General features: G+C 65.5%; 21 protein-coding genes. 2 read left to right on the top strand and 19 right to left on the bottom strand.

The window, feature by feature from the left end; translation table 11 throughout:
• Position 1 precedes the first annotated feature (1 nt).
• The 13 genes from ACYP33_RS04015 to ACYP33_RS03955 all read right to left on the bottom strand — a co-directional run bounded on the left by ACYP33_RS04015 (position 2) and on the right by ACYP33_RS03955 (position 13,334).
• The gene (locus tag ACYP33_RS04015; RefSeq protein ID WP_414443533.1) at positions 2-472 is read right to left on the bottom strand and encodes a F0F1 ATP synthase subunit B; all 471 of its coding nucleotides are present in this window, start codon (positions 470-472) and stop codon (positions 2-4) included.
• A 130-nt stretch (positions 473-602) separates the two neighbouring features.
• A complete protein-coding gene (atpE, locus tag ACYP33_RS04010) occupies positions 603-872 on the bottom strand; it encodes a F0F1 ATP synthase subunit C (RefSeq protein WP_013696170.1) in 270 nt (89 codons plus the stop codon).
• Between the two features lie 76 nt (positions 873-948).
• Positions 949-1,800, bottom strand: coding sequence for a F0F1 ATP synthase subunit A (gene atpB / locus ACYP33_RS04005; RefSeq protein ID WP_414443532.1), 852 nt, complete (start codon positions 1,798-1,800; stop codon positions 949-951).
• Positions 1,801-1,952: 152 nt separating this feature from the next.
• Positions 1,953-2,480 (bottom strand): ATP synthase subunit I, encoded by a 528-nt coding sequence (locus ACYP33_RS04000; protein WP_414443531.1) that lies wholly within the window; start codon positions 2,478-2,480, stop codon positions 1,953-1,955.
• 255 nt (positions 2,481-2,735) lie between these two features.
• On the bottom strand, positions 2,736-3,866 hold the full coding sequence (locus ACYP33_RS03995; RefSeq protein ID WP_459619837.1) for an SLC13 family permease: 1,131 nt from the start codon (positions 3,864-3,866) through the stop codon (positions 2,736-2,738).
• Between the two features lie 7 nt (positions 3,867-3,873).
• The gene (locus ACYP33_RS03990; protein ID WP_414443529.1) at positions 3,874-4,761 is read right to left on the bottom strand and encodes a ParB/RepB/Spo0J family partition protein; all 888 of its coding nucleotides are present in this window, start codon (positions 4,759-4,761) and stop codon (positions 3,874-3,876) included.
• A 38-nt stretch (positions 4,762-4,799) separates the two neighbouring features.
• Positions 4,800-5,570, bottom strand: coding sequence for a ParA family protein (locus tag ACYP33_RS03985; RefSeq protein WP_414443528.1), 771 nt, complete (start codon positions 5,568-5,570; stop codon positions 4,800-4,802).
• Positions 5,571-5,626: 56 nt separating this feature from the next.
• On the bottom strand, positions 5,627-6,316 hold the full coding sequence (gene rsmG, locus ACYP33_RS03980) for a 16S rRNA (guanine(527)-N(7))-methyltransferase RsmG (RefSeq protein ID WP_459619834.1): 690 nt from the start codon (positions 6,314-6,316) through the stop codon (positions 5,627-5,629).
• Positions 6,313-8,283, bottom strand: a complete 1,971-nt coding sequence (mnmG, locus tag ACYP33_RS03975; protein ID WP_459619833.1) for a tRNA uridine-5-carboxymethylaminomethyl(34) synthesis enzyme MnmG — start codon at positions 8,281-8,283, stop codon at positions 6,313-6,315. Before mnmG ends, rsmG begins: the two co-directional genes overlap by 4 nt.
• Before the next feature lie 160 nt (positions 8,284-8,443).
• Positions 8,444-9,190, bottom strand: coding sequence for an ABC transporter ATP-binding protein (locus tag ACYP33_RS03970; RefSeq protein ID WP_459619831.1), 747 nt, complete (start codon positions 9,188-9,190; stop codon positions 8,444-8,446).
• Positions 9,190-10,989 carry a branched-chain amino acid ABC transporter ATP-binding protein/permease gene (locus tag ACYP33_RS03965; protein ID WP_459619829.1) on the bottom strand — a complete coding sequence of 600 codons (1,800 nt, stop codon included), beginning with the start codon at positions 10,987-10,989 and terminating at the stop codon, positions 9,190-9,192. Before ACYP33_RS03965 ends, ACYP33_RS03970 begins: the two co-directional genes overlap by 1 nt.
• Positions 10,990-10,993: 4 nt before the next feature.
• Positions 10,994-12,049: a branched-chain amino acid ABC transporter permease gene (locus ACYP33_RS03960; RefSeq protein ID WP_459619827.1), complete on the bottom strand. Its 1,056-nt coding sequence runs from the start codon at positions 12,047-12,049 to the stop codon at positions 10,994-10,996.
• 127 nt (positions 12,050-12,176) lie between these two features.
• The gene (locus ACYP33_RS03955) at positions 12,177-13,334 is read right to left on the bottom strand and encodes an ABC transporter substrate-binding protein (protein WP_414450625.1); all 1,158 of its coding nucleotides are present in this window, start codon (positions 13,332-13,334) and stop codon (positions 12,177-12,179) included.
• A 411-nt stretch (positions 13,335-13,745) separates the two neighbouring features.
• Between ACYP33_RS03955 and ACYP33_RS03950 the strand changes: the two genes are divergently transcribed.
• Entirely contained in the window at positions 13,746-13,979 is a 234-nt protein-coding gene (locus ACYP33_RS03950) for a hypothetical protein (protein WP_414450626.1), read from the top strand.
• Positions 13,980-14,213: 234 nt separating this feature from the next.
• Here the strand turns inward: ACYP33_RS03950 and ACYP33_RS03945 are convergent, their stop codons facing one another.
• From ACYP33_RS03945 to ACYP33_RS03920, 6 genes are all read right to left on the bottom strand, one after another.
• Positions 14,214-15,188, bottom strand: coding sequence for a branched-chain amino acid ABC transporter permease (locus ACYP33_RS03945; RefSeq protein ID WP_414443521.1), 975 nt, complete (start codon positions 15,186-15,188; stop codon positions 14,214-14,216).
• Entirely contained in the window at positions 15,188-16,072 is an 885-nt protein-coding gene (locus ACYP33_RS03940; protein ID WP_414443520.1) for a branched-chain amino acid ABC transporter permease, read from the bottom strand. Before ACYP33_RS03940 ends, ACYP33_RS03945 begins: the two co-directional genes overlap by 1 nt.
• Positions 16,073-16,172: 100 nt before the next feature.
• On the bottom strand, positions 16,173-17,375 hold the full coding sequence (locus ACYP33_RS03935; protein ID WP_414443519.1) for an ABC transporter substrate-binding protein: 1,203 nt from the start codon (positions 17,373-17,375) through the stop codon (positions 16,173-16,175).
• Positions 17,376-17,455: 80 nt separating this feature from the next.
• Positions 17,456-18,217 (bottom strand): ABC transporter ATP-binding protein, encoded by a 762-nt coding sequence (locus ACYP33_RS03930; RefSeq protein WP_459619854.1) that lies wholly within the window; start codon positions 18,215-18,217, stop codon positions 17,456-17,458.
• Between the two features lie 38 nt (positions 18,218-18,255).
• Positions 18,256-19,035: an ABC transporter ATP-binding protein gene (locus ACYP33_RS03925; protein WP_414443518.1), complete on the bottom strand. Its 780-nt coding sequence runs from the start codon at positions 19,033-19,035 to the stop codon at positions 18,256-18,258.
• Between the two features lie 343 nt (positions 19,036-19,378).
• Positions 19,379-21,073 (bottom strand): GMC family oxidoreductase, encoded by a 1,695-nt coding sequence (locus ACYP33_RS03920; RefSeq protein ID WP_459619823.1) that lies wholly within the window; start codon positions 21,071-21,073, stop codon positions 19,379-19,381.
• Positions 21,074-21,208: 135 nt separating this feature from the next.
• On the opposite strand from ACYP33_RS03920, the gene ACYP33_RS03915 reads away from it, so the two are divergent.
• On the top strand, positions 21,209-22,108 hold the full coding sequence (locus tag ACYP33_RS03915) for a LysR family transcriptional regulator (RefSeq protein WP_414450628.1): 900 nt from the start codon (positions 21,209-21,211) through the stop codon (positions 22,106-22,108).
• Positions 22,109-22,317: the final 209 nt, after the last annotated feature.

Here is a 22,317-nt window from a genome sequence, read left to right as displayed (position 1 = left end):
ATCAGAGCTCGGCTTTCAGTTGAGTCAGCAGTTCGGCGTGGGCCGCCTGATCGACTTCGCGCTTCAGGATCTGTTCGGCGCCCTTGACCGCCAGCGTCGCGACATCCGCGCGCAGCAGTTCACGAGCCTTCACGATTTGCTGTGCGGCATCGGCTTTCGCCTGGGCAACGATGCGAGCGGCTTCCGCCTGCGCATTCGTCTTGATTTCTTCGGCAACGGCGAGCGCGCGCTTTTCAGCGTCGGCGATTCGCTGCTGGCCGTCGGTGCGAGCCTGCGCGAGTTCCTGGTCCGCGGCCTTGTGTGCCGCTTCGAGTTCCGCCTTGCCCTTTTCCGCGGCGGCCAGGCCGTCGGCGATCTTCTTCGCGCGTTCGTCGAGTGCGTTGATCAGCGGCGGCCACACGAACTTCATCGTGAACCACGCGAGGATCAGGAACACGACCATTTGCGCAAACAGGGTTGCGTTGAGATTCACGGTGTTTCCTTAGTCTGCTATCCGGGAAAATGAAACGGTGAGGCGCTCATCGAGTTGCATCCGATCAGCGCCCGGGATCTCCGTTCCGCCCTGCGCCCGCTATGTGCGAGCGCAAAATTTCCGGTGAACCTTAGCCTGCGAGCTTCGACAGGAGCGGGTTCGCGAATGCGAACAGCATTGCCACACCAACACCGATCAGGAATGCAGCGTCGATCAGGCCGGCCAGCAGGAACATCTTCGTTTGCAGCGGGTTGATCAGTTCCGGCTGACGTGCGCAGGCTTCGATGTACTTGCCGCCCATCAGGCCGATACCGATACAGGCGCCGACGGCACCCAGGCCGATGATGATGCCGATACCGATTGCGGTCAGACCCTGAATGTTGGCGATGAAAGCTTGCATGATCACTCCTATTTGAAAAGACTTGGAACTAGAGATTTAAAAAACCGAAAAACGAAACTGCCTGCCCGTCACGCACTCAGTGCGTTTCGTGCGCCTGGCCGAGATACACCAGCGTCAGCATCATGAAGATGAATGCCTGCAACAGAACAATCAGGATGTGGAAGATTGCCCAGACGCTGCCCGCGATCACATGGCCGACGAAACCAAGAACCGTTGCATCGCCGCCGAAGCTCCAGATACTGCCCAGCAGCGCGATCAGCAGGAACACCAGCTCACCTGCGTACATGTTGCCGAACAGCCGCATGCCGAGCGAAACGGTCTTGGCGATGTATTCGACGATGTTCAACGCGAGGTTGGGGATCCACAGCGCCCAATGCGCGCCGAACGGTGCCGACACCAGCTCGTGGGCAAAACCGCCGACGCCCTTGATCTTGATGCTGTAGTAGATCATCAGGACGAACACGCCCAGCGCGATGCCGAGGGTGCCGTTCAGGTCCGCGGTCGGGACGATGCGGTGATAGGAGATCACGCCGGACAAGCCGAGCAAGTTGATCACGCGGCCCGGCAGGTCGACCGGCAGGAAGTCGAGGGAGTTCATCAGCAGCACCCAGACGAACACCGTCAGCGCGAGCGGCGCGATGAACGTGCGGTTGCCGCGAACCACGGCCTTCGATTGGTCTTCGACCATTTCGACGACCATTTCGATCAGGCACTGGAAACGGCCCGGTACGCCCGGCGTTGCCTTGCGTGCTGCGAGACGCAACACGAGAATGGTCACGAGGCCACACACGATCGACCAGAACAGCGTGTCGAGATTCCATACGTGGAAATCGACGATCGACGTCTGATGCGCGGTGGAGAAGTTCTGCAAGTGGTGCGCAATGTACTCGGACGGATCCAGAGCGTGCGTGCCTTCGCTAGCTGCCATAGTCGTTAATGCACCCAAATTGTCGAAAATCGTTGTTTTACGTATTACCGCAAAGATTTATTGCGGGAACACGAGAGCGCAACTTCCGGTCAGACCTGCGATACTTGCTTATGCTGCATCGCAACGTGTGTTCCGGTTTGCCGCAAAATGCCTTACCGCCAGGCGAGCGCGAGCCAGTATGTCTTCAGCGCAACGAGGTAGGTGACGAGAAGCGGCACCCAGTGCACGTCCGGAAACCGGACCGCCACCGCGGTGAACATCGCGATCGTCAACCCCAGCTTCAGCGCCTCGCCGAACATCCAGCCCATCACCGTGTTCGCGCCGCCGAACCGCAGTCTCGCTGCGAACACCGCACTCGGTACCCAGCCAATCGCTCCGCCCAGCAATGCCGATTGCGCAGCAGCACCCGGCGACTTTGAAAACAGCCACCACGCCAGCGTTGCAACCAGGGACAAGACCATTTGCGCGATCACCACCCGAAACGGGGTGACACGCGATGGCCGACTCACATCCGGACCGAACAGCGCTTGCGCCTCGGCCCGTGTGAGCGGAACGATAGTGTTATCTTGCTGCTCGACATCCCACTCGTCTGCCCGTGGGACGCCGTGCTGCTGCCCGGCAGCGACATGCTGCGCGTGGGGATGTTCGTCGTGCCTGTTGTTCGGCGCCTGACTCGCCATCGCCATCTTCCGCAAAATCGCCGTAAGCCTTCAGCTTTCCACAAGCTTTCAGGGCTACCGTGCTAACAAATCCCGGCGATTGTAAGCGATAGCCGCACGCGATTCAAGGTTTTGGACGCGACAAAAACACGATGAAAACGACATGCGACGCACGGAAAATCGCGTCATTTTCTGACGTCTGACAACAGTTGAAAGAAAAAGCCCGCAGCCAGCTTTCAGCGCAATGTCGGCCGCCCGGATCGGCCGCGGCTTATCTCAGACGAGATGCAACCACAGCGCGCCAAGCGCGTACGCGATCAAACCGAACGGCACGCAGACCAGATGAAACGGCCCCCAGATGCCGGGCGTTTTCGCGAGCCGCACCGCGATCAGGTTGGCGAGCGAGCCGATCGCAAAGCCAAACCCCCCCACGCTGACGCCGAACGCGAGCGCGCGCCAGTCGCCGCCGAACTCCGAAAGCAGGATCGCGGCCGGCACGTTGCTGATGCCCTGCGACAGCACGGCGCCCGCTGTATAAAGGCGCAGCGGGGCATCGAGCCCGAGTTGCGCGACCGCGCCGTGCACGGCCGGCAGCGCCGCCGCGCCGCGCAGCACCACGAACATCAGCACGAAAATCAGCAACAGCAGCCAGTCGATCCGCAGCACGGCATCGCGCCGGGTCGCGGCCAGCACCAGCGCCACCGCGATCACGCCGGGCACCGCGAAGTGCAAATCGGCCGCCACCACGAACGCCGCGAACAGCACCGCGGCCGTCAGCGCGAGCGGCCGGCGCACCGGATTCGGCTCGCTGTCGCCCGAAAAATCGAGCGGTTTGGCGCGGAACAGGCACGCGGCCAGCACCAGCAGCATGGCCATCGTAATCAACGCGAGCGGTGCCAACTCGATCACGAAGCGACCAAATGACGCACCACTGCGCTGCCAGAGAAACAGGTTCTGCGGGTTGCCGAGCGGCGTCGCGATCGAGCCGGCGTTCACGGCGATCGCCAGGCAGATCACGAGGCGCTTGATCGGCAGCGGTGTGAGCCGCTGCAGCGACACCACCAGCGGCACGGCGACGAATAGCGCCACGTCGTTGGTCAGCCAAGTGGCGAGCACGGCGGCGAACACGATCAGCAGGATCGCGAGCGAACGCTCGGTGCGCACGCGATGCACGATCCGATGCGCGAGCCACATCAGGAAGCCCGACAGTTCGAGCGCCTTGGTCACCATCAACAGGCCGGCGAGCGTCGCGACCGTCTGCCAGTCGACCAGGCCAGCGAGCGCAGCCAGCGGCTGCGGCCGCGCGATCTGCAGGATCACCAGCGCGACGACGAGGATGGACAGCACCGGCTCGCTCGCGACGAACGCGAGCCATTTGCGCGGGGCCGCCCCGCTCACCTGATTCATCGGCACCTCAGGCGGCGATATTGCCGCGCAGGCGCAACAGGATGCCTTCGAGCGCGTCGAGATCGCCGAAGTCGATCGTCAATTGCCCGCGGCCACGGCGGCCCAGCTTGATCTTGACGTTCGAGGCGAGCATGTCGGACAGCTCCTCCTCGAGCCGGCGCGTATCGCGGCCGCCATCTTCCTTCGACTTGGCCTTCAGCGTCGGCGCTTCCTTGGTGGTATGCGCCACGAGTTTCTCGGTTTCGCGCACCGACAGGCGGCGGTTGACGACCTGATGCGCCAGCGTGATCTGCGTGGCGGCATCGACGGCCAGCAACGCGCGCGCATGGCCCATGTCGAGGTCGCCGGCGAGCAGCATGGTCTGCACCGGCGTGGCCAGGTTCAGCAGGCGCAGCAGGTTCGACACGGCACTGCGCGAGCGGCCCACCGATTCGGCGGCCTGCTCGTGCGTGAAGTCGAATTCGTCGAGCAGACGCTGGATGCCATGCGCCTCTTCGAGCGGATTCAGATCCTCGCGCTGAATGTTCTCGATCAACGCCATGGCCGCCGCGGCCTGGTCGCTCACATCCTTGATCAGCACCGGCACTTCCTTCAGGCCGGCCAGACGCGAGGCGCGGAAACGCCGCTCGCCCGCGATGATCTCGAAGCGGTCGACGCCGACCGGACGCACCAGGATCGGCTGCATCACGCCCTGCGCGCGAATGCTCGACGCCAGCTCCTGCAGCGCGCCCTCGTCCATCCGCGTGCGCGGCTGGTATTTGCCGGCCTGCAATTTGTCGAGCGGAAGCGTATTGGGCGCCCCCTCGATCTTCACGGCTTCGGTGATGTCGGCGCTGCCGCCGAGCAAGGCTTCGAGCCCGCGTCCCAGACCTTTCTTCTTTGCTACCGCATTCATCGACTTTCCCTCGTTCGATAGTCCGCTGGAACGACGCGTCAAAGCGCCTGCACTCGTTCGATCATCTCGGCGCCGAATTGCAGATACGCCTGCGCGCCACGCGATGCGCGATCGAACACCACGCCCGGCAGCCCGTAGCTGGGCGCCTCGGCGAGGCGCACGTTGCGCGGGATCACCGTATCGAACACCTTGTCGCCGAAGTGCGCCTTCAACTGGTCCGACACCTGCTGCTGCAACGTGATGCGCGGGTCGAACATCACGCGCAGCAGGCCGATCACCTTCAGCTCGCGATTCAGGTTCGCGTGGATCTGCTTGATGGTGTTGACCAGATCGGACAGGCCTTCGAGCGCGAAGTATTCGCACTGCATCGGGATCACCACGCCGTGCGCCGCGCACAGGCCGTTCAGCGTCAACAGCGACAACGCCGGCGGACAATCGATCAGCACGAAATCGTATTGATCCTCGATCTTCTCGATCGCGGCCTTCAGTTGACGTTCGCGGTTCTCGACGCCGACCAGCTCGATTTCCGCACCGGCCAGTTCGCGGTTGGCCGGCAGCACGTCGTAGTCGAGCGACTCGGGGCGCACGCGCGCCTGCTCGATCGACACACCATCGACGAGCACTTCATAGACGGTCGATTCGCACGTCGCCTTGTCGATACCGCTACCCATGGTGGCATTGCCCTGCGGGTCCAGGTCGATCAGCAGGACACGCTGTTGCTGGGCTGCGAGGCTCGCGGCGAGATTGACCGTCGTGGTCGTCTTGCCGACCCCACCCTTCTGGTTGGCCACACAGAAGATTTTTGCCATCGTTGGTTTGTCCCTCAATCAAAACATCGGATGCGGCGTAGCGCACCCTTCATCATTCAATGTGCTTCGGCAACGCCGACTTCGATCAGATGTCGCTCGGCATCGAGCGCCGGCACCGCAAGCCGGAAAATCTGGCGGACTTGCGCGCCTTCAGGGAGGCGAGCCATTTCATCGTCCGGCTGGACGCCCTTCATGGCCCAGATCGCTCCGCCCGGCGCCACCAGGTGCCGCGCGAGCACGACGAAATCCGACAGATCGGCAAACGCGCGGGACACGATCACGTCGAATTGGCCCGGCACTTCATGGCCGGGGCGCAGCGTCTCGACGCGGCCGGTGACCACCGACAGGTTCGCGAGCTTCAGCTCGGCCTTGGCCTGCGTCTGGAATGCGGACTTCTTGTGGACGATATCGTTGAGCGTGACCTGCCAGTGCGGGAACACGATGGCCAGCACGATGCCGGGCAGGCCACCGCCCGAACCGACGTCGAGCGCCGTCCTCGCCTTCAGCTCGCGCAGATGCGGCACGATCGACAGCGAATCGAGGATGTGCTGAATCATCATCTGCCGCGGGTCGCGGATCGCGGTCAGGTTGTAGACCGCGTTCCACTTGCCGAGCAGTGCGACATAGTCGAGCAGCTTCGTCACTTGTGCCTCGTCGAGCGCGATATCGAGTGAGGCAAGCCCTTCGGTCAGCAGCGCATGAAGCGCATCGCGGGAGCCCCCCGCCATCGGGTTACGCCCCGTCATTGCTGCGTCGGGACGTTGTTGCCCCCTGCTTCGCCGGGCGTCGAGCCGGCTGCCGTACCGCGACGGCCGAGGCCGCGCTTCAGATGCACCATCAACAGCGAGATCGCAGCCGGCGTGATGCCGGAGATCCGCGATGCCTGGCCAACCGTTTCGGGGCGATGCTGCTCCAGCTTCTGACGCGCTTCGAACGACAGGCCGCGCACTTCCGCGTAATCGATGCTTTCCGGCAGGCGCGTGTTCTCATGCGCCCCGTTGCGCTCGATCTCGCCGGCCTGACGCTCGATATAGCCCTGGTACTTGATGCCGATCTCGATCTGTTCCTCGATCTGGGCGAGCAGCACCGGATCGTCGGCCAGGGCCTCGGTCGGTCCGCATTCACCACCGCGCAAACCGCACACGCCGGCATAGCTGATACCCGGGCGGCGCAGCAATTCGGCGAGGCTGTATTCGTGATCGATGGCCTTGCCGAGCAACGCTTCCGCTTCATCGGCCGGCAACGTCTTCGGTGTCACCCAGGTCTTGCGCAGGCGTTCTGTTTCACGTGAAACAGCATCGCGCTTGCGGCAGAACGCATCCCAGCGCGCGTCGTCGATCACACCCAGTTCGCGGCCCATTTCGGTCAGGCGCATGTCGGCGTTGTCTTCACGCAGGCTCAGGCGGTATTCGGCGCGGCTCGTGAACATCCGGTACGGCTCGGATACACCTTGCGTGACCAGATCGTCGACCAGCACGCCGAGGTAAGCCTGATCGCGACGCGGACACCACGCGTCCTTGTCCTGTGCGTAGCGGCCAGCATTGATGCCGGCCAGCAGACCTTGCGCAGCCGCTTCCTCATAGCCGGTCGTGCCGTTGATCTGGCCCGCAAAGAACAGCCCTTCAATGACCTTGGTTTCCAGCGACGCCTTCAGGCCGCGCGGATCGAAGTAGTCGTACTCGATCGCATAGCCGGGGCGCAGGATATGCGCGTGCTCCAGCCCGCGCATCGAGTGCACGAGGTCGAGCTGCACGTCGAACGGCAGGCTGGTGGAGATCCCGTTCGGGTAGAACTCGTTGGTGGTCAGCCCTTCCGGTTCCAGGAAGATCTGGTGCGAATCCTTCGAGGCGAAACGGTGGATCTTGTCTTCGATCGACGGGCAATAGCGCGGGCCGACGCCGGCGATCACGCCCGTGTACATCGGCGAGCGGTCGAGGCCGCTGCGGATGATGTCGTGCGTGCGCTCATTGGTATGCGTGACCCAGCATGGCATCTGGCGCGGATGCATCTCGGCGCGGCCGAGGAACGAGAACACCGGCACCGGATCGAGATCGCCGGGTTGCTCTTCGAGCTTCGAAAAGTCGATCGAGCGGCCGTCGATACGCGGCGGCGTCCCGGTCTTGAGGCGGCCTTGCGGCAGCTTCAATTCCTTGAGGCGCGACGACAGCGTGACCGCCGCCGGGTCCCCTGCCCGCCCACCGGTGTGGTTGTTCAGGCCGACGTGGATCTTGCCGTCCAGGAACGTGCCCGCCGTCAACACCACGGCGCGCGCGCGGAAGCGGATGCCGATCTGCGTCACGGCGCCCACCACGCGCTCGCCCTCGACGATCAAATCGTCAACGGCTTGCTGGAACAGCCAAAGGTTCGGCTGGTTTTCGAGGCGGCTGCGGATCGCCTGCTTGTAGAGCAGACGGTCGGCCTGTGCACGCGTGGCACGCACGGCCGGGCCTTTCGAGGAGTTCAGGATTCGGAACTGGATGCCGGATTCATCCGTGGCGATGGCCATGGCACCGCCCAGCGCATCGACTTCCTTGACCAGATGGCCCTTGCCGATCCCGCCAATCGACGGGTTGCAGCTCATCTGTCCGAGCGTCTCGATGTTGTGCGTCAGCAGCAGCGTTTTCACGCCCATACGCGCGGACGCCAAAGCGGCTTCCGTACCGGCATGACCGCCGCCAACGACGATCACGTCAAATTCAGTGGGATAAAGCATTGCGGATTTCGCGTCAGAACGATCGCGAACCTAGAGAGAAGTATGGGGCGGATTATAGCGGGTTCGCTTTTGGCCCGAATATCGTCCGAACGGACGAGGCTCAAAAATCGCTGTGTTTCACGTGAAACACGCCGCATTTTTCCAACAGGGCGGCCACCGATCAGCCCGGTTTTCGGGCCAACCCGAGATAGCTGTCGATGACGCGGGGATTCTGCGCCAAGTCGGAAGCCGGCCCGTCGAGCACGAATTCGCCGGTTTCGAGCACATGACCGTGATCGGAAATCTGCAGCGCCGCCCGTGCGTTTTGCTCGATCAGAAGAATGGCGACGCCTGTGCCGCGCAGTGCGCTGACGATGTGGAAGATCTCCTTGACGATCAACGGCGCCAAGCCAAGGCTCGGCTCGTCGAGCATCAACAGATCGGGCTTGCCCATCAGCGCGCGGCCCAGCGCAAGCATCTGCCGTTCGCCGCCGGATAGCGTGCCGGCCGCCTGCCTGCGTCGCTCCTTCAGGCGTGGGAACAGCGCGAACACGGGGTCAAGTTGGTCGAGATAACGCGCCTCGCCCGCCTGCTTGCGGCGATATGCGCCCAGTACGAGGTTGTCCTCAACCGTCATCGAGCCGAACAGCTCGCGCTTTTCAGGCACCAGACACATGCCACGCGCGACGCGCTGCTCGACGGGCAATGTCTCCACCGCTTCGCCGCAATAACGCACCGCACCGCTCGCCCGCCCGGTCGCCGGCAACGCGCCCATGATCGCGTTAAGCAGCGTCGACTTCCCTGCCCCGTTCGGGCCAATCACGCTGACGATCTGCCCCGCCGCGACGCGAATCGACACGCCGCGCAGCGCCTCGACCTTGCCGTACCGCACCGAGAGGCCGTCGACTTCGAGGATCGCAGTCGCCATCATTCCACTCCACCGAGATACGCTTCGAGCACCGCAGGATCGCGCCGGACTTCGTCGGGCACGCCCTCCGCGATGCGCGTGCCGAACTCCATGACGACGAGCCGATCGGCCAGATTCATCACGAAATCCATGTCGTGCTCGACCAGCAGCACGCTGATGCCCTCGTCGCGCAACCGGCGCAGCAGTTCGGCCAGCTGCTGTTTCTCCTGGTAACGCAGCCCGGCGGCCGGTTCGTCGAGCAGCAGCAGCGTCGGATCGCAGCACAGCGCGCGAGCAATTTCGACGATCCGCTGCTGCCCCAGCGCCAGGCTGCCCGCCTCCTCGTCCATCTGCGCGCCGAGCCCGACGCGCCGCAATTGCGTAGCCGCCTCGGCCAGCAGGCGTGCTTCCTCATGCGCGTTGAGCCGCGCGATGCTGCGCCAGACCCCGGCCGAGCCACGCAGGTGCGCGCCGATCGCGACGTTCTCCAGCACCGTCATGCCCGGCAGCAGCTTCACATGCTGGAAGGTGCGGCCGATCCCGCGTCGCACGATTTCACGTGAAACCATCGAATCGATCCGCTCGCCACGGAAGCGAATCGTGCCGCCTGTCGCACGCGAGACGCCCGTGACCAGGTTGAACGTCGTGGATTTGCCCGCGCCGTTCGGGCCGATCAGGCCGACGATCTGTCCCGCTTTGACCTCGAAACTGATGTCGTTGACGGCGACCAGGCCGCCGAACGTCTTGCGTATCCGCTCCACTTCGAGCAGCGGCTCGCCGAGCGCAGGCCGCGCGCGACGCGGCAGCGGTTCGGCCGATTCCAGCGCCCTCGCCCGTTGGCCGCGCGACGGCAACCAACCGGCCCAGCACCGCACGAGAAACGGCCATGCGCCATCGCGCGCCGTCTGCAACAGCACCACCATCAGCACGCCGAACACGATGATCTCGAAGTTGCCGTCCTGGCCGAGCAGCCTGGGCAGCAGCGATTGCAGCCAGTCCTGAAGCACGGTGAGGATGGCCGCGCCGAGCAACGCGCCCCAGACATGCGCGGCACCGCCCACCACGGCCATGAACAGGAACTCGATGCCATGGTTCAGCCCGAACGGGGTCGGATTCACGGAGCGCTGCAAGTGCGCATAGAGGAAACCCGACACGGCCGCCAGCACGGCCGCGTGGACGAAGATCGTCACGCGCATCCAGGCGGTATTCACGCCCATCGCCTCGGCCATCGCGGCACCGCCGCGCAGCGCGCGGATGGCCCGGCCGGGCCGGCTGTCCAGCAGATTGCGCACCGACACCACGGCCGCCAGCACCACGAGCCAGATCAGGTAATAGAAGCTGCGTCCGGTGTCGAACGTGAGGCCCGGCACGTGCAGCGCCGGGATGCCGTTGATGCCGTCGTACTTGCCGAGCCACGCCAGGTTGCCGAACAGATAGAACAGCGCGAGGCCCCAGGCGATCGTGCCGAGCGGCAGGAAATGGCCCGACAGCCGCATCGTCACGGCGCCGAGCACCAGTGCGATAAGTGCCGTCAACACCACCCCGGCGGCCAAACCGAGCCACGGCGAGAGGCCGCAGGCGGTGCTCAGATAGGCCGTGGCATACGCACCGATGCCGACGAACGCGGCCTGCCCGAAGCTCGTCATGCCGCCGATGCCGGTCAGCAGCACGAGGCCGATCGCGACGATCGCATCGAGGCCGATGGTGTTCAGCAGCGTGATCCAGAACTCGGGAATCCGCAGCGCCCCGGGCAGCGCCGGCAACGCGAACAACACCAGCACGAACGCCACGAACAGGCGATGGCGATGCAGCGTCTTCATCGCGTCAGCCCTCCTCGTCCTCGCCCTGCGGCGACGTCAGGCTGCGCCAGAGCAGCACCGGAATGATCAACGTGAACACGATCACCTCCTTGTACGCGCTGGCCCAGAACGACGAATACGATTCGAGCAGGCCCACCAGCACCGCGCCGGCCGCCGCGAGCGGGTAGCTGACCAGCCCGCCGATGATCGCGCCAACGAAGCCCTTGAGCCCGATCAGAAAGCCCGAGTCGTAATAGATCGTCGTCAGCGGCCCGACCAGAATCCCGGACAGCACGCCGAGCGCCGACGACAACGTGAACGCGAGCCGCCCGGCCTGCGTCGTGCCGATCCCGACCAACTGCGCGCCGAGCCGGTTCACCGAGGTCGCGCGCAGCGCCTTGCCCGCAATCGTGCGGCCGAAGTACAGGGCCAGCGCGGCGATCATCGCGAGCGCCGTGACGATCACCACCACGCTCTGCACCGAGATCGTCTGCGTGCCGAATGCGAGCTGCGCATCGGAGAACGCCGCCGTGCGCGAACCTTCCGCGCCGAACATCACGAGGCCCAGCCCCACCATCGCGAAATGCACCGCAACCGACACGATCAGCAGCACCAGCGTGCTCGCCTCCGCGATCGGTTGATAGGCGAGCCGATAGACGAACGGCCCCATCGGCACGACGATCGCCAGCGTCAACGCGATCTGGGCCAGCATCGGCAACGCCGTTGCGGCCATTGCATGCGCCACGGCAAACACGGCGACCGGCATCAACACGCAACGCCCGGCCAGCGTCGTCAACGTGCGGCCGAGCGCATGGCGGCGTTCGCGATGCCGGATCAACGCGGCCACGTCGAGCACGAAGCAGGCGATGCCGAGCACGACGAGCAGCCAGCAGGTCGCCGGCACCTTCTGCGTCTGCAACGCGGCCAGCGTCAGCGCGCCAAAGGCCACGAACTCGCCCTGCGGGATGAAGATCACGCGCGTCACGGAAAACACCAGAACCAGCGCCAGTGCGAGCAACGCGTAGATCGCGCCGGTCGTGATGCCGTCCTGCGCGAGAATCAGCGCTATCGAAAGATCCATGCGATCGAATCCGGTTGGGTCGGAAATCGGCGATAGAAACGGCAGCAAACACGGAAGCGAATACCGGAATCGCCCGTCAGGCAAGGCGCGCACCGCAATGTTTCACATGAAACATTGCGGCAGCCGATCAATCGGCCTGGAGCTTCCACTTGCCGTCGACGATCTGCACCATCACGCGGGCGCGGGCATCGAAGCCGTTGTGATCGGCCGGCGTGGTGTTGAACACGCCGTGCGACGCAGGCAGGTTGCGGAGGTTTTCGAGCGCCGTGCGCAGCGCTTCACGGAATGCCGGCGTGCCCGGCTTGCCGGCCTTCAGCGCCTCGGGAATCGCCCGCTGCAACATCAGCCCGGCGTCCCACATATGGCCGCCGAAGGTCGACAGCGAGCCGGCACCATACGCAGCCTCATAGGCCGCCTTGTAGGCCAGCGCGGGTGTCTTCACGGCGTTCGAATCGGGCAATTGGTCGGCAACCAGCACCGGGCCGGCCGGCAGCAGTTCGCCGTCGCAATCCTTGCCGCAGACGCGCAGGAAATCGTTGTTGGCCACGCCATGCGTCTGATAGACCTTGCCCGCGTAGCCGCGCTCCTTGAGCGTCCTGGCAGGCAGCGCGGCCGGCGTGCCGGCCCCGGCGATCAGCACCGCATCGGGCCGCGTGGCGAGCAGCTTCAGCACCTGCCCCGTGACCGAGGTGTCCGGGCGGTTGTAGCGCTCGTTGGCGACAACGCGGATGCCGTTCGCGGCGGCCGCCGCCGTGAACACGGTCGACCAGCCGTCGCCGTAGGCATCGGCGAAGCCGATAAAGCCGACCGTCTTCACGCCGTGCTTGGCCATGTAGCCCGCGATCGCGTCGGCCATCAGTCGGTCGTTCTGCGGCGTCTTGAACACCCACGCGCGCTTCGCATCCATCGGCGCGATGATCTGCGCGCTGGCGGCCAGCGAGATCATCGGGGTGCGGCCCTGCGCGGCCACATCGATCATGGCCAGCGAGTTCGGCGTGATCGTCGAACCGACGATCGCATCGACGTGATCCTCGTCGATCAGCTTGCGAGTGTTCTGCACGGCGCGGCTCGAATCCGATGCGTCGTCGAGCACGATGTAGCGGATCGCCTGCCCGCCGATTGTTTTCGGCAGCAGCGCGACCGTGTTCTTCTCGGGGATGCCGAGCGACGCACCGGGCCCCGTGGCCGACACCGACACGCCCACCGTCACCTGCGCCACCGCAGCCGTCACACCGCATGCCAGGCCCGCCGCCAGCAGCGTCAGCGTCCATCGCTTGATCGTCATGCCCTGTCTCCCCGCGTTGTTCGTTCTGGTCGATATCATCGTGCCGGCCGTCGCCCTGCTCTCGGCGCAATCGACGGCCATCGTTCGGCGCGACGGCCCATCGCGCGGGCAATAAAAAGGCGCGTTACGAAGCACGCGCCCTGTTCGATCGATCGCCGCTGTCACGATGCCGGCCGGCTTTGCAAAACGTTCGACGCGGCGACCAGCAGATCGCAGATGGATCACGTAGCGGCCGCTCCAGCGCCTCGCCACGGCCCTCGCGACACGCGCCGAAGATCTTCCCATCGGCGGCCCGGCAAGCCCGCGCCAACCCGTCTCCGCCATCCGCCAAGGCACCCTGCCGGATCACGCCCACGACGAATCCGGAGCGATGCGCAGACACACCGGAAACCCCACGCGTTACCCAATCGAATGGTTCGCGAAAGCGAGTGTAGCGGCCGCCACGCGCGCGCGACAAACCGGGTAAACGGCAAGAAGCTGAAACCGGAGAACGAGCGAAAACGGGGGAAATTCAGGGAAACGAAGAAAAAACGGAAGGGGAACGAAACAGGAAGGAATGCCGGAAAACCGGATGCGCAAACCGCCGCGCCAAATGAAAAAGCGCTGTTGGATTCCGTCCAACAGCGCTTTGGGGCCGGGCACTGAGTGCCTCGATTGTCTCCTCGTTCTCCACCTGCAAAATCGGGTTCGCGGTGCAGCAGAACAGGAACGAAGATTAAACAAGCGTGGAATTACGAGCAACCTAGCATTTACCCCTATGGTGCATCGCCGCACGGAAATTGGGCACAATTCCCGGCAACGAGGCGTCCATTTGACGGGCGTTCGCGGCCGTTTAACGCGGCACGCACCGCGCGCCAGTCGCCGCTTTGACGCTGCGCATCACGACGTCCGGAGCGGCTTCACGCGCGCCACGATCTCGCCGACGATACCGCGCCGGAACGCCAGCACGCAGGCGATGAAGATCAACCCGGTGACGATCGAGGTCGATTCGCCGAGCGAGCGGAACCAGTCCACGCCGGTGACCGAGGCGAGCCAACTGCCGATGTCGCCGAGCCGCTCCTCCAGCGCGACGATCAGCGCCGCGCCGAGCAAGGGGCCGAACAGCGTGCCCATGCCGCCCACCAGCGTCATCAGGATCACGAGGCCGGACATGGTCCAGTACGCGTCGCCGAGCGTCTCGAAGCCGAGCACCACCACCTTCAGCGCGCCGGCCAGCCCGGCCAGCGCCGCCGACAGCACGAAGGCCAGCAGCTTGAAGCGGTCGGTGTCGTAGCCCAGCGAGATCGCGCGCGGCTCGTTCTCCTTGATCGCCACCAGCACCTGGCCGAACGGCGAATGGACGATCCGCACGATGCCCATCGCCGCGAACGCCACCACCACCAGCACCACGTAGTAGAGCGTCAGGTCCTGCGACAGATCGAGCAGGCCGAACAGCCGGCCGCGCGCCACGCCCTGCAGGCCGTCCTCGCCGTGCGTAAACGGCGCCTGCAGGTAGACGAAGTAGATCATCTGCGCGAACGCCAGCGTGATCATCGCGAAATAGATGCCCTGCCGGCGAATCGCGAACAGGCCCACCACCAGCCCCACCAGCGTGGCCGCCGCGGTGCCGGCCGCCACGCCCAGCTCGGGCGTGAAGCCGAGCGTCTGGATCGTGTAGCCGGTCAGGTAGCCGGCCGTGGCGAGGAACATCGCATGGCCGAACGACAGCAGGCCGGTATAGCCGATCAGCAGGTTGAAGGCGGCCGCGAACAGCGCGAAGCACATCACCTTCATGACGAACAGCGGATAGGCGCCGATGAACGGCGCGCACGCGAGGCCGATCAGCAGCAGGCCGTAGAGCACTTTTCTCTGCATCATCTTTCCTTGCCGAACAGGCCCGCCGGGCGAACCAGCAGCACCAGCGCCATGATCACGAACACCACGGTGGCCGATGCCTCGGGATAGAACACGCGCGTGAAACCCTCGATCACGCCGAGCAGCAGGCCGGTGACGATCGAGCCGAGGATCGAGCCCATCCCGCCGATCACCACCACGGCGAACACGGTGATGATCATCGATTGCCCCATCAGCGGCGAGACCTGGATCACCGGCGCGGCCAGCACGCCGGCGAACGCGGCCAGCGCCACGCCGAAGCCGTAGGTGAGCGTGATCATGCGCGGCACGTTCACCCCGAACGCCTCGACCAGCTTCGGGTTCTCGGTGCCGGCGCGCAGGTACGCGCCCAGGCGCGTCTTCTCGATCACGAACCAGGTGACGAGGCACACCGTCAGCGAGGCCACCACCACCCAGGCGCGGTAGTTCGGCAGGTACATGAAGCCGAGATCGGTCGCGCCGCTCAACAGCGCCGGCACGTCGTACGGTTGGCCCGACGCGCCGTAGATCGAACGAAACACGCCCTCGATCACCAGCGTCAGGCCGAAGGTCAGCAGCAGGCCGTACAGGTGATCGAGCCGGTAGAGCCAGCGCAGCATGGTCTTTTCGATCAGGATGCCGAACAAGCCGACCACCAGCGGCGCGATCGCCAGCATCGCCCAGTACGGCAGCCCGAAATAGTTGAGCCCCATCCACGCGAGCATCGCACCCAGCATGAACAGCGCGCCGTGCGCGAAATTGATCACGTTGAGCAGCCCGAAGATCACCGCGAGCCCCAGGCTCAGGATCGCGTAGAACGAGCCGTTGACGAGGCCGAGCAGCAACTGGCTCAGCATCGCCGACAACGGAATGCCAAAGATGTTCATCGAATCTGCCGTCTGTTAGGGGTGCGCAACACATGCGCCGCCGGCTCACCGTGGTGGCCGGCGGCGCACGCGCATCACCGGGCGCTGCGAACGAGCCGGCTTACTTCCACAACGCGCAGCGCGATTCCTGCTTGGTGCCGTAGGCCTGATCGCCCGGGATCGTCGCAAGGATCTTGTAGTAGTCCCAAGGTTCCTTCGATTCCGACGGCTTCTTCACTTCCATCAGGTACATGTCGTGGATCATGCTGCCGTCCTGGCGCACGTAGCCCTTCGCGTAGAAGTCGTCGATCTTGGTCTTCTTCAGTTGCGCCATGATCTTGTCGGCGTCGGTCGAGCCCACCGCCTGCACGGCCTTCAGGTAATTCGTCACCGAGGAATAATCGGCGGCCTGCAGGCTCGACGGCATCTTCTTGGTCTTCGCGAAATAGCGCTGCGCCCACTTGCGCGAGGCGTCGTCGCGGTTCCAGTACCAGCTGTCGGTCAGCACCAGGCCCTGCGTGGTGTCGAGGCCCAGGCTGTGGATGTCGTCGATGAACACCAGCAGCGCGGCGATCTTCATGCTCTTGGTGATGCCGAATTCCTTGGCGGCCTTGATTGCGTTGACGGTGTCGCCGCCCGCGTTGGCCAGGCCGAGGATCTGCGCCTTCGAGGCCTGCGCCTGCAACAGGAACGACGAGAAATCCGACGCCGACAACGGATGGCGCACCGCGCCGAGAACCTGCCCGCCGTTGGCCTTGACCACGTCCGAGGTGTTCTTTTCCAGCGCCTTGCCGAACGCGTAATCGGCGGTCAGGAAGAACCAGGTCTTGCCGCCCTGCTTCGTGACGGCCGAGCCGGTGCCCTTGGCGAGCGCCATCGTGTCGTAGGCGTAATGCACCGTGTACGGCGTGCACTGCTCGTTGGTCAGCGTGTCGGCGCCGGCGCCGATGTTGATGTACACGCGCTTCTTCTCGGCCGCGACCTGGTTCATCGACAGCGCCGTGGCCGAATTCGTGCCGCCCACCAGCAGGTCGAGGCCGTCGCGGTCCATCCACTCGCGCGCCTTCGAGGCGGCGATGTCAGCCTTGTTCTGGTGATCCGCATACACCAGCTCGATCGGCTTGCCGTTCACCTTGCCGCCGAAATCCGCGATCGCCATGCGGATCGCTTCGAGGCCGCCCTGCCCGTCGATATCGGCATACAGCCCGGACAAATCGGTGATGAAGCCGATCTTCACCGCATCGGCCGCGTGCGCCGGGCCGGAAGCGGCCGCGGCGGCGAACGCGGTGACGAGACACGCGCGCGCGAGGGTCCTCAGTTTCATTGACGTCTCCTGGTGTGATGCATTTGTGGTTGTAGAGCGCGACCGCCGCCGCGCGTGGCGGCCGCGGCGCGCCCGGCACGTCAGACGCCGAGCAGCGCGTGCAGCACGGGCATCTTGCCTTCGAGTTGCGCCGCCTCGAAATGCTCGACGATGCGGCCATGCTCCATCACGTAGAAGCGGTCGGCGAGCGGCGCGGCAAAGCGGAAGTTCTGTTCGACCATCACGATCGTGTAGCCGCGCGCCTTCAGCGCGACGATCATGCGTGCGAGCGTCTGCACGATCACGGGCGCGAGGCCCTCGGAAATCTCGTCGAGCAGCAGCAGGTTCGCGCCGGTGCGCAGGATGCGCGCCACCGCCAGCATCTGCTGCTCGCCGCCCGACAGGCGCGTGCCCTGGCTGTGCCGGCGCGTCGCCAGGTTCGGAAACAGCGTGTAGATCTCGTCGAGCGACATCGCGTTCTCGCGCGGCCCGACCGCCGGCGGCAGCAGCAGGTTCTCCTCGCACGACAGGCTGGAAAAGATGCCGCGCTCCTCCGGGCAATAGCCCACCCCGCCGTGCGCAATGCGGTGCGTGGGCAGCGCGATGGTTTCGCGGCCCGCGATCCGGATCGAACCGCGCCGCCGGCCCGTCAGGCCCATGATGGCGCGCAGCGTGGTGGAGCGGCCCGCGCCGTTGCGGCCCAGCAGCGTGACCACCTCGCCGCGCCCGACCGTCATCTCCACGCCGTGCAGGATGTGCGATTCGCCGTACCACGCTTCGAGATCGTGGATCGCCAGCGCCGGCACCGCCTGCGCGTCGACCACCTTCATCGACGCATCGAAGGCCGCGGCCGCGCCGTGCATCGAGCCGGCCAGCGCCGGTTCCCGCCGTTCGCCCGCGCTCATCCGTGCGCCCCCGTCAGCGCGGCGTCGGCGCTGCCCATGTAGGCCTCGATCACCAGCGGATTCTTCGATACTTCGGCGTACGCACCTTCGGCCAGCACCTCGCCGCGTTGCAGGACGGTGATGGTGTCGGAGATGCCGGCGATCACGTTCATGTTGTGCTCGACCATCAGGATCGTGCGCCCGGCCGATACTTTCTTGATCAGTGCGGTGACGCGATCGACGTCCTCGTGGCCCATGCCCTGGGTCGGCTCGTCGAGCAGCATCAGTTCGGGCTCCATGGCAAGCGTGGTGGCGATCTCCAGCGCGCGCTTGCGGCCGTAGGCCAGCTCGACGGTGCGCACATGCGCGAAATCGGTCAGGCCGACCTGGGTCAGCAGATCCATCGCGCGATCGTCGAGCCGGCGCAGCGAACGCGCGCTGCGCCAGAAATGGAACTCGCTGCCAAGCGTGCGCTGCAGGCCGACGCGCACGTTCTGCAAGGCTGTCAGATGCGGGAACACCGCCGAGATCTGGAACGAGCGGATGATGCCGCGCCGCGCGATTTGCGACGGCCGCTCGCGCGTGATGTCGAGGCCGTTATAGACGATCTGCCCGGCGGTGGGCTTCAGGAATTTGGTGAGGAGATTGAAGCAGGTGGTCTTGCCCGCGCCGTTCGGGCCGATCAACGCGTGGATCGAGCCGCGCCGCACCCGCAGGTTGACGCCGCCGACCGCGGTGAAGCCGCGGAATTCCTTGGTCAGCCCGCGCGTCTCGAGAATCGTGTCGCCGAGAATCATGTCCGCTTCCGTCCGATATGACGCGAAACACCGCAAAAATCTCGCACGAGCCACTGCGCCGCCGCACGTCGATGCGGCCTGCCCCCGAGCCAGGCGCCGGCATCCGGCATCGACGCGCGTGCGTCGGCACGCATGCCTGCTGCGCAGCATTGTCGCGCCGTTGGTGCAGTGCATTCATCGGGATTTGCACTGAGAGATCGCGTTATGCGCGGGCGCGCCGGTTGCGATGGCGCGCCGCGGCATTGCCGGAAACCTCGATTGCGGGACGGATTGTGGTGCGCTATCGCGGGCGCTATCGCGGGCGCGATCAGCGATCAGCAATCGCCCTTCGCGATAGCGCCGCTCAGACGGCCGCCGCAGCCGACGACGCGACAGCCCCCGCCGGCGCGATCACGTTCTCGACGGCGGCCCCGTTGCGCCGATCTGCGCGAATCATCTCGCTCGCGCGTTCGGCGATCATCAGCGTCGGCGAATTGGTGTTGCCCGACGTGATCAGCGGCATCACCGACGCATCGACGACGCGCAACCCCGCCACGCCACGCACGCGCAGGCGGCTGTCGACCACGGCCTGCGGATCGTCGGCGCGGCCCATCCGGCAGGTACCCACCGGATGGAAGATCGTGGTGCCCACTGCGCCGGCCGCCTCGGCCAGTTCGGCCTCGGTTTGATAGCGGGTGCCCGGCAGGATTTCCTCGGGCCGGTAGCGCGACAGCGCCGGCGCAGCCGCGATGCGGCGCGTCAGGCGCAGCGCGTTGGCGGCCACGCGCCGGTCTTCCTCGGTCGACAGGTAGTTCGGCGCGATGTTAGGCGCCGCGAACGGATCGGACGACGCGATATGGATGCTGCCGCGCGAGCTCGGCCGCAGGTTGCAGACCGATGCGGTGAACGCGTCATAGCGGTGCAGCGGCTCGCCGAAACGGTCGAGCGACAGCGGCTGCACGTGATATTCGAGATCGGCGCGCGCCATCGATGGATCGGAGCGCGTGAACACGCCGAGCTGCGACGGTGCCATCGCCATCGGCCCGCTTTGCCGCAACAGGTATTCGGCACCGATCGCGAGCTTGCCCCACCAATGCGCCGACAAGGTATTGAGCGTGCGTACGCCCGACACGCGAAACGCGCTGCGCAACTGTAAGTGATCCTGCAGATTTTCGCCGACGCCGGGCAGATCGCATTGCACCTCGATGCCGAGCGCGCGCAGGCGCTGCGCGTCGCCGATGCCGGACAGCTCCAGCAGCGCCGGCGAATTGACCGCGCCCGAAGCGACGATCACCTCGGCGCGTGCATGCGCCACGAACGCCTGGCCGCCGCCGCGATACGCCACGCCACGGCATCGCGCGCCCTCGAACACCAGCCGCTCGGCCTGCGCGCCGGTGATGATGGTGAGGTTCGGGCGCGACAGCGCGGGCCGCAGGAACGCCTTCGACGCGTTCCAGCGCACGCCGCGTTTCTGGTTCACCTCGAAGTAGCCGACGCCGGTGTTGTCGCCACGATTGAAATCGTCGGTGGCCGGCACGCCGGTTTGCTGCGCGGCCTGCGAGAACGCTTCGAGGATCTCCCAGCGCAACCGCTGCTTCTCGACGCGCCACAAGCCGCCCGCCCCGTGCGCGTCGCTCGCGCCGCCGTGATGGTCCTCGCTGCGCCGGAACACCGGCAGCACCGCATCCCAGGCCCAGCCCGCGTCGCCCGTCAGGCGCGCCCAATCGTCGTAATCCTCGCGCTGGCCGCGCATGTAGATCATGCCGTTGATCGACGACGACCCGCCCAGCACGCGCCCGCGCGGATACGACAGCGCGCGGCCGTTGAGGCCGGCTTCCGGTTGTGTCTTGTAGAGCCAGTCGGTGCGCGGGTTGCCGATGCAGTAGAGATAGCCGACGGGGATATGGATCCAGTGATAGTCGTCCTTGCCGCCGGCTTCGAGCAGCAGCACCGACACGTCGGAATCCTCACTAAGGCGGTTCGCCAGCACGCAGCCTGCCGTGCCCGCGCCGACGATCACATAATCGAATTCACCTTCGAGCGTGCGGGGGGATGTCACGATCTGTCTCCTTTCGTTTTTGGCGCTGCGCGTGCGGCTTGCCGGCAGCGAATGCATCGAAGCGTACCCGCGCGCCGCGATCCGAATCCAATGAGTTATGCTGAACAGCTTTATAAGCCGCGCTAATATCGCTCGATGGATCTGATCCTGCTCCGTGCGTTCGCCACGGTGGCCCGCGAAGGCAACCTGACGCGCGCCGCCGCTCGCCTGTGCCTGACGCAGCCCGCCGTCAGCCTGCAGATCAAGCATCTGCAGCTAACGCTTGGCGTGGTGCTGTTCACGCGCACTTCGCGCGGCCTGGTGCTCACGCGCGACGGCCAGGCGCTGCTGCCGCACGCGGAGCGCGCGCTGTCGGCCGCTCACGACGTGCAACGCGCAGCCAGCGCGCTGCGCCAGGAAGTGCGCGGCCGGCTGCGGATCGGCACCGTGCTCGATCCCGAATTCCTGCGCTTGGGCGGCTTTCTGCGACAACTCGTCGAAACCTATCCGCAGATCGAAACCGAACTGCGCCACGGCATGTCGGGCTGGGTGCGCGAGGCCGTGCGGGCGCGCGAGCTCGATGTCGGCTATTCGATCGGCCGCCCCGACGACGACGATCCGCTCGACGGCGTGCTGTTCCACACGCTCACGCTGACCCGCTACCAGTACCGCGTGATGGCGCCGGCCGGCTGGAAGGAGCGCGTGCAGCGCGCCCGCGACTGGCGCGCGCTGGCCGCGCTGCCGTGGATCTGGACGCCGCCCTCCTCGGCCCATCACCGGCTGCTGTCGCGCCGCTTCGCCGAGGCCGGCGTGCAACCGGTGAAGGTAGCGGAGGTGGATCAGGAACCGTCGATGCTCGATCTCGTGAAATCGGGCGTGGGACTGTCGCTGGTGCGCGATTCGATCGCGCTGCGCGAGGCGCACGCGCATGCGCTGGTGATCGTCGAGCCGGTCAGCGTGCCGACCGAGCTGACCTTCATGACGCGGGCCGATCGGCGCGAGGAACCGGTGATCGCCGCGGCGCTGCGGCTGGTCGAGCAACAATGGGCCGGATAGCGTCGAAGCCCCGTCGGGCGGCGCTCCGCCTGCGCGTTATCAACAATTTCCTCACCTTTAAACGGTGAGGATAGAAAACAAAAATCACTCACCGTTCCGGATTTTTCCTCACCTTTCGCGGCGCGCGTTTGCCCTGCCGTTCGTCAGGCGTCACGCCACGGACCCGGAGTTTTTGTTAGATTCATCACCCACCCAGGCGATTCGATCGC

The organism is Burkholderia sp. 3C, from assembly GCF_054589155.1.
The sequence above is the reverse complement of the archived record's forward strand: the minus strand, read 5'-3'. Positions and strand labels throughout refer to the sequence as shown.

Excerpts from the sequence above, each read along its gene's own strand:
- ACYP33_RS04000 (WP_414443531.1), bottom strand. The coding sequence starts at position 2,480 with ATGGCGAGTCAGGCGCCGAACAACAGGCACGACGAACATCCCCACGCG.
- ACYP33_RS03965 (WP_459619829.1), bottom strand. The coding sequence starts at position 10,989 with ATGAAGACGCTGCATCGCCATCGCCTGTTCGTGGCGTTCGTGCTGGTG.
- rsmG (WP_459619834.1), bottom strand. The coding sequence starts at position 6,316 with ATGACGGGGCGTAACCCGATGGCGGGGGGCTCCCGCGATGCGCTTCAT.
- ACYP33_RS03970 (WP_459619831.1), bottom strand. The coding sequence starts at position 9,190 with ATGGCGACTGCGATCCTCGAAGTCGACGGCCTCTCGGTGCGGTACGGC.
- ACYP33_RS03945 (WP_414443521.1), bottom strand. The coding sequence starts at position 15,188 with ATGCAGAGAAAAGTGCTCTACGGCCTGCTGCTGATCGGCCTCGCGTGC.
- ACYP33_RS03935 (WP_414443519.1), bottom strand. The coding sequence starts at position 17,375 with ATGAAACTGAGGACCCTCGCGCGCGCGTGTCTCGTCACCGCGTTCGCC.
- mnmG (WP_459619833.1), bottom strand. The coding sequence starts at position 8,283 with ATGCTTTATCCCACTGAATTTGACGTGATCGTCGTTGGCGGCGGTCAT.
- ACYP33_RS03985 (WP_414443528.1), bottom strand. The coding sequence starts at position 5,570 with ATGGCAAAAATCTTCTGTGTGGCCAACCAGAAGGGTGGGGTCGGCAAG.
- ACYP33_RS03940 (WP_414443520.1), bottom strand. The coding sequence starts at position 16,072 with ATGAACATCTTTGGCATTCCGTTGTCGGCGATGCTGAGCCAGTTGCTG.
- ACYP33_RS03990 (WP_414443529.1), bottom strand. The coding sequence starts at position 4,761 with ATGAATGCGGTAGCAAAGAAGAAAGGTCTGGGACGCGGGCTCGAAGCC.
- ACYP33_RS03930 (WP_459619854.1), bottom strand. The coding sequence starts at position 18,217 with ATGCACGGCGCGGCCGCGGCCTTCGATGCGTCGATGAAGGTGGTCGAC.
- atpE (WP_013696170.1), bottom strand. The coding sequence starts at position 872 with ATGCAAGCTTTCATCGCCAACATTCAGGGTCTGACCGCAATCGGTATC.
- ACYP33_RS03960 (WP_459619827.1), bottom strand. The coding sequence starts at position 12,049 with ATGGATCTTTCGATAGCGCTGATTCTCGCGCAGGACGGCATCACGACC.
- ACYP33_RS03950 (WP_414450626.1), top strand. The coding sequence starts at position 13,746 with ATGGTTCGCGAAAGCGAGTGTAGCGGCCGCCACGCGCGCGCGACAAAC.
- ACYP33_RS03955 (WP_414450625.1), bottom strand. The coding sequence starts at position 13,334 with ATGACGATCAAGCGATGGACGCTGACGCTGCTGGCGGCGGGCCTGGCA.
- ACYP33_RS03915 (WP_414450628.1), top strand. The coding sequence starts at position 21,209 with ATGGATCTGATCCTGCTCCGTGCGTTCGCCACGGTGGCCCGCGAAGGC.
- atpB (WP_414443532.1), bottom strand. The coding sequence starts at position 1,800 with ATGGCAGCTAGCGAAGGCACGCACGCTCTGGATCCGTCCGAGTACATT.
- ACYP33_RS03995 (WP_459619837.1), bottom strand. The coding sequence starts at position 3,866 with ATGAATCAGGTGAGCGGGGCGGCCCCGCGCAAATGGCTCGCGTTCGTC.
- ACYP33_RS03925 (WP_414443518.1), bottom strand. The coding sequence starts at position 19,035 with ATGATTCTCGGCGACACGATTCTCGAGACGCGCGGGCTGACCAAGGAA.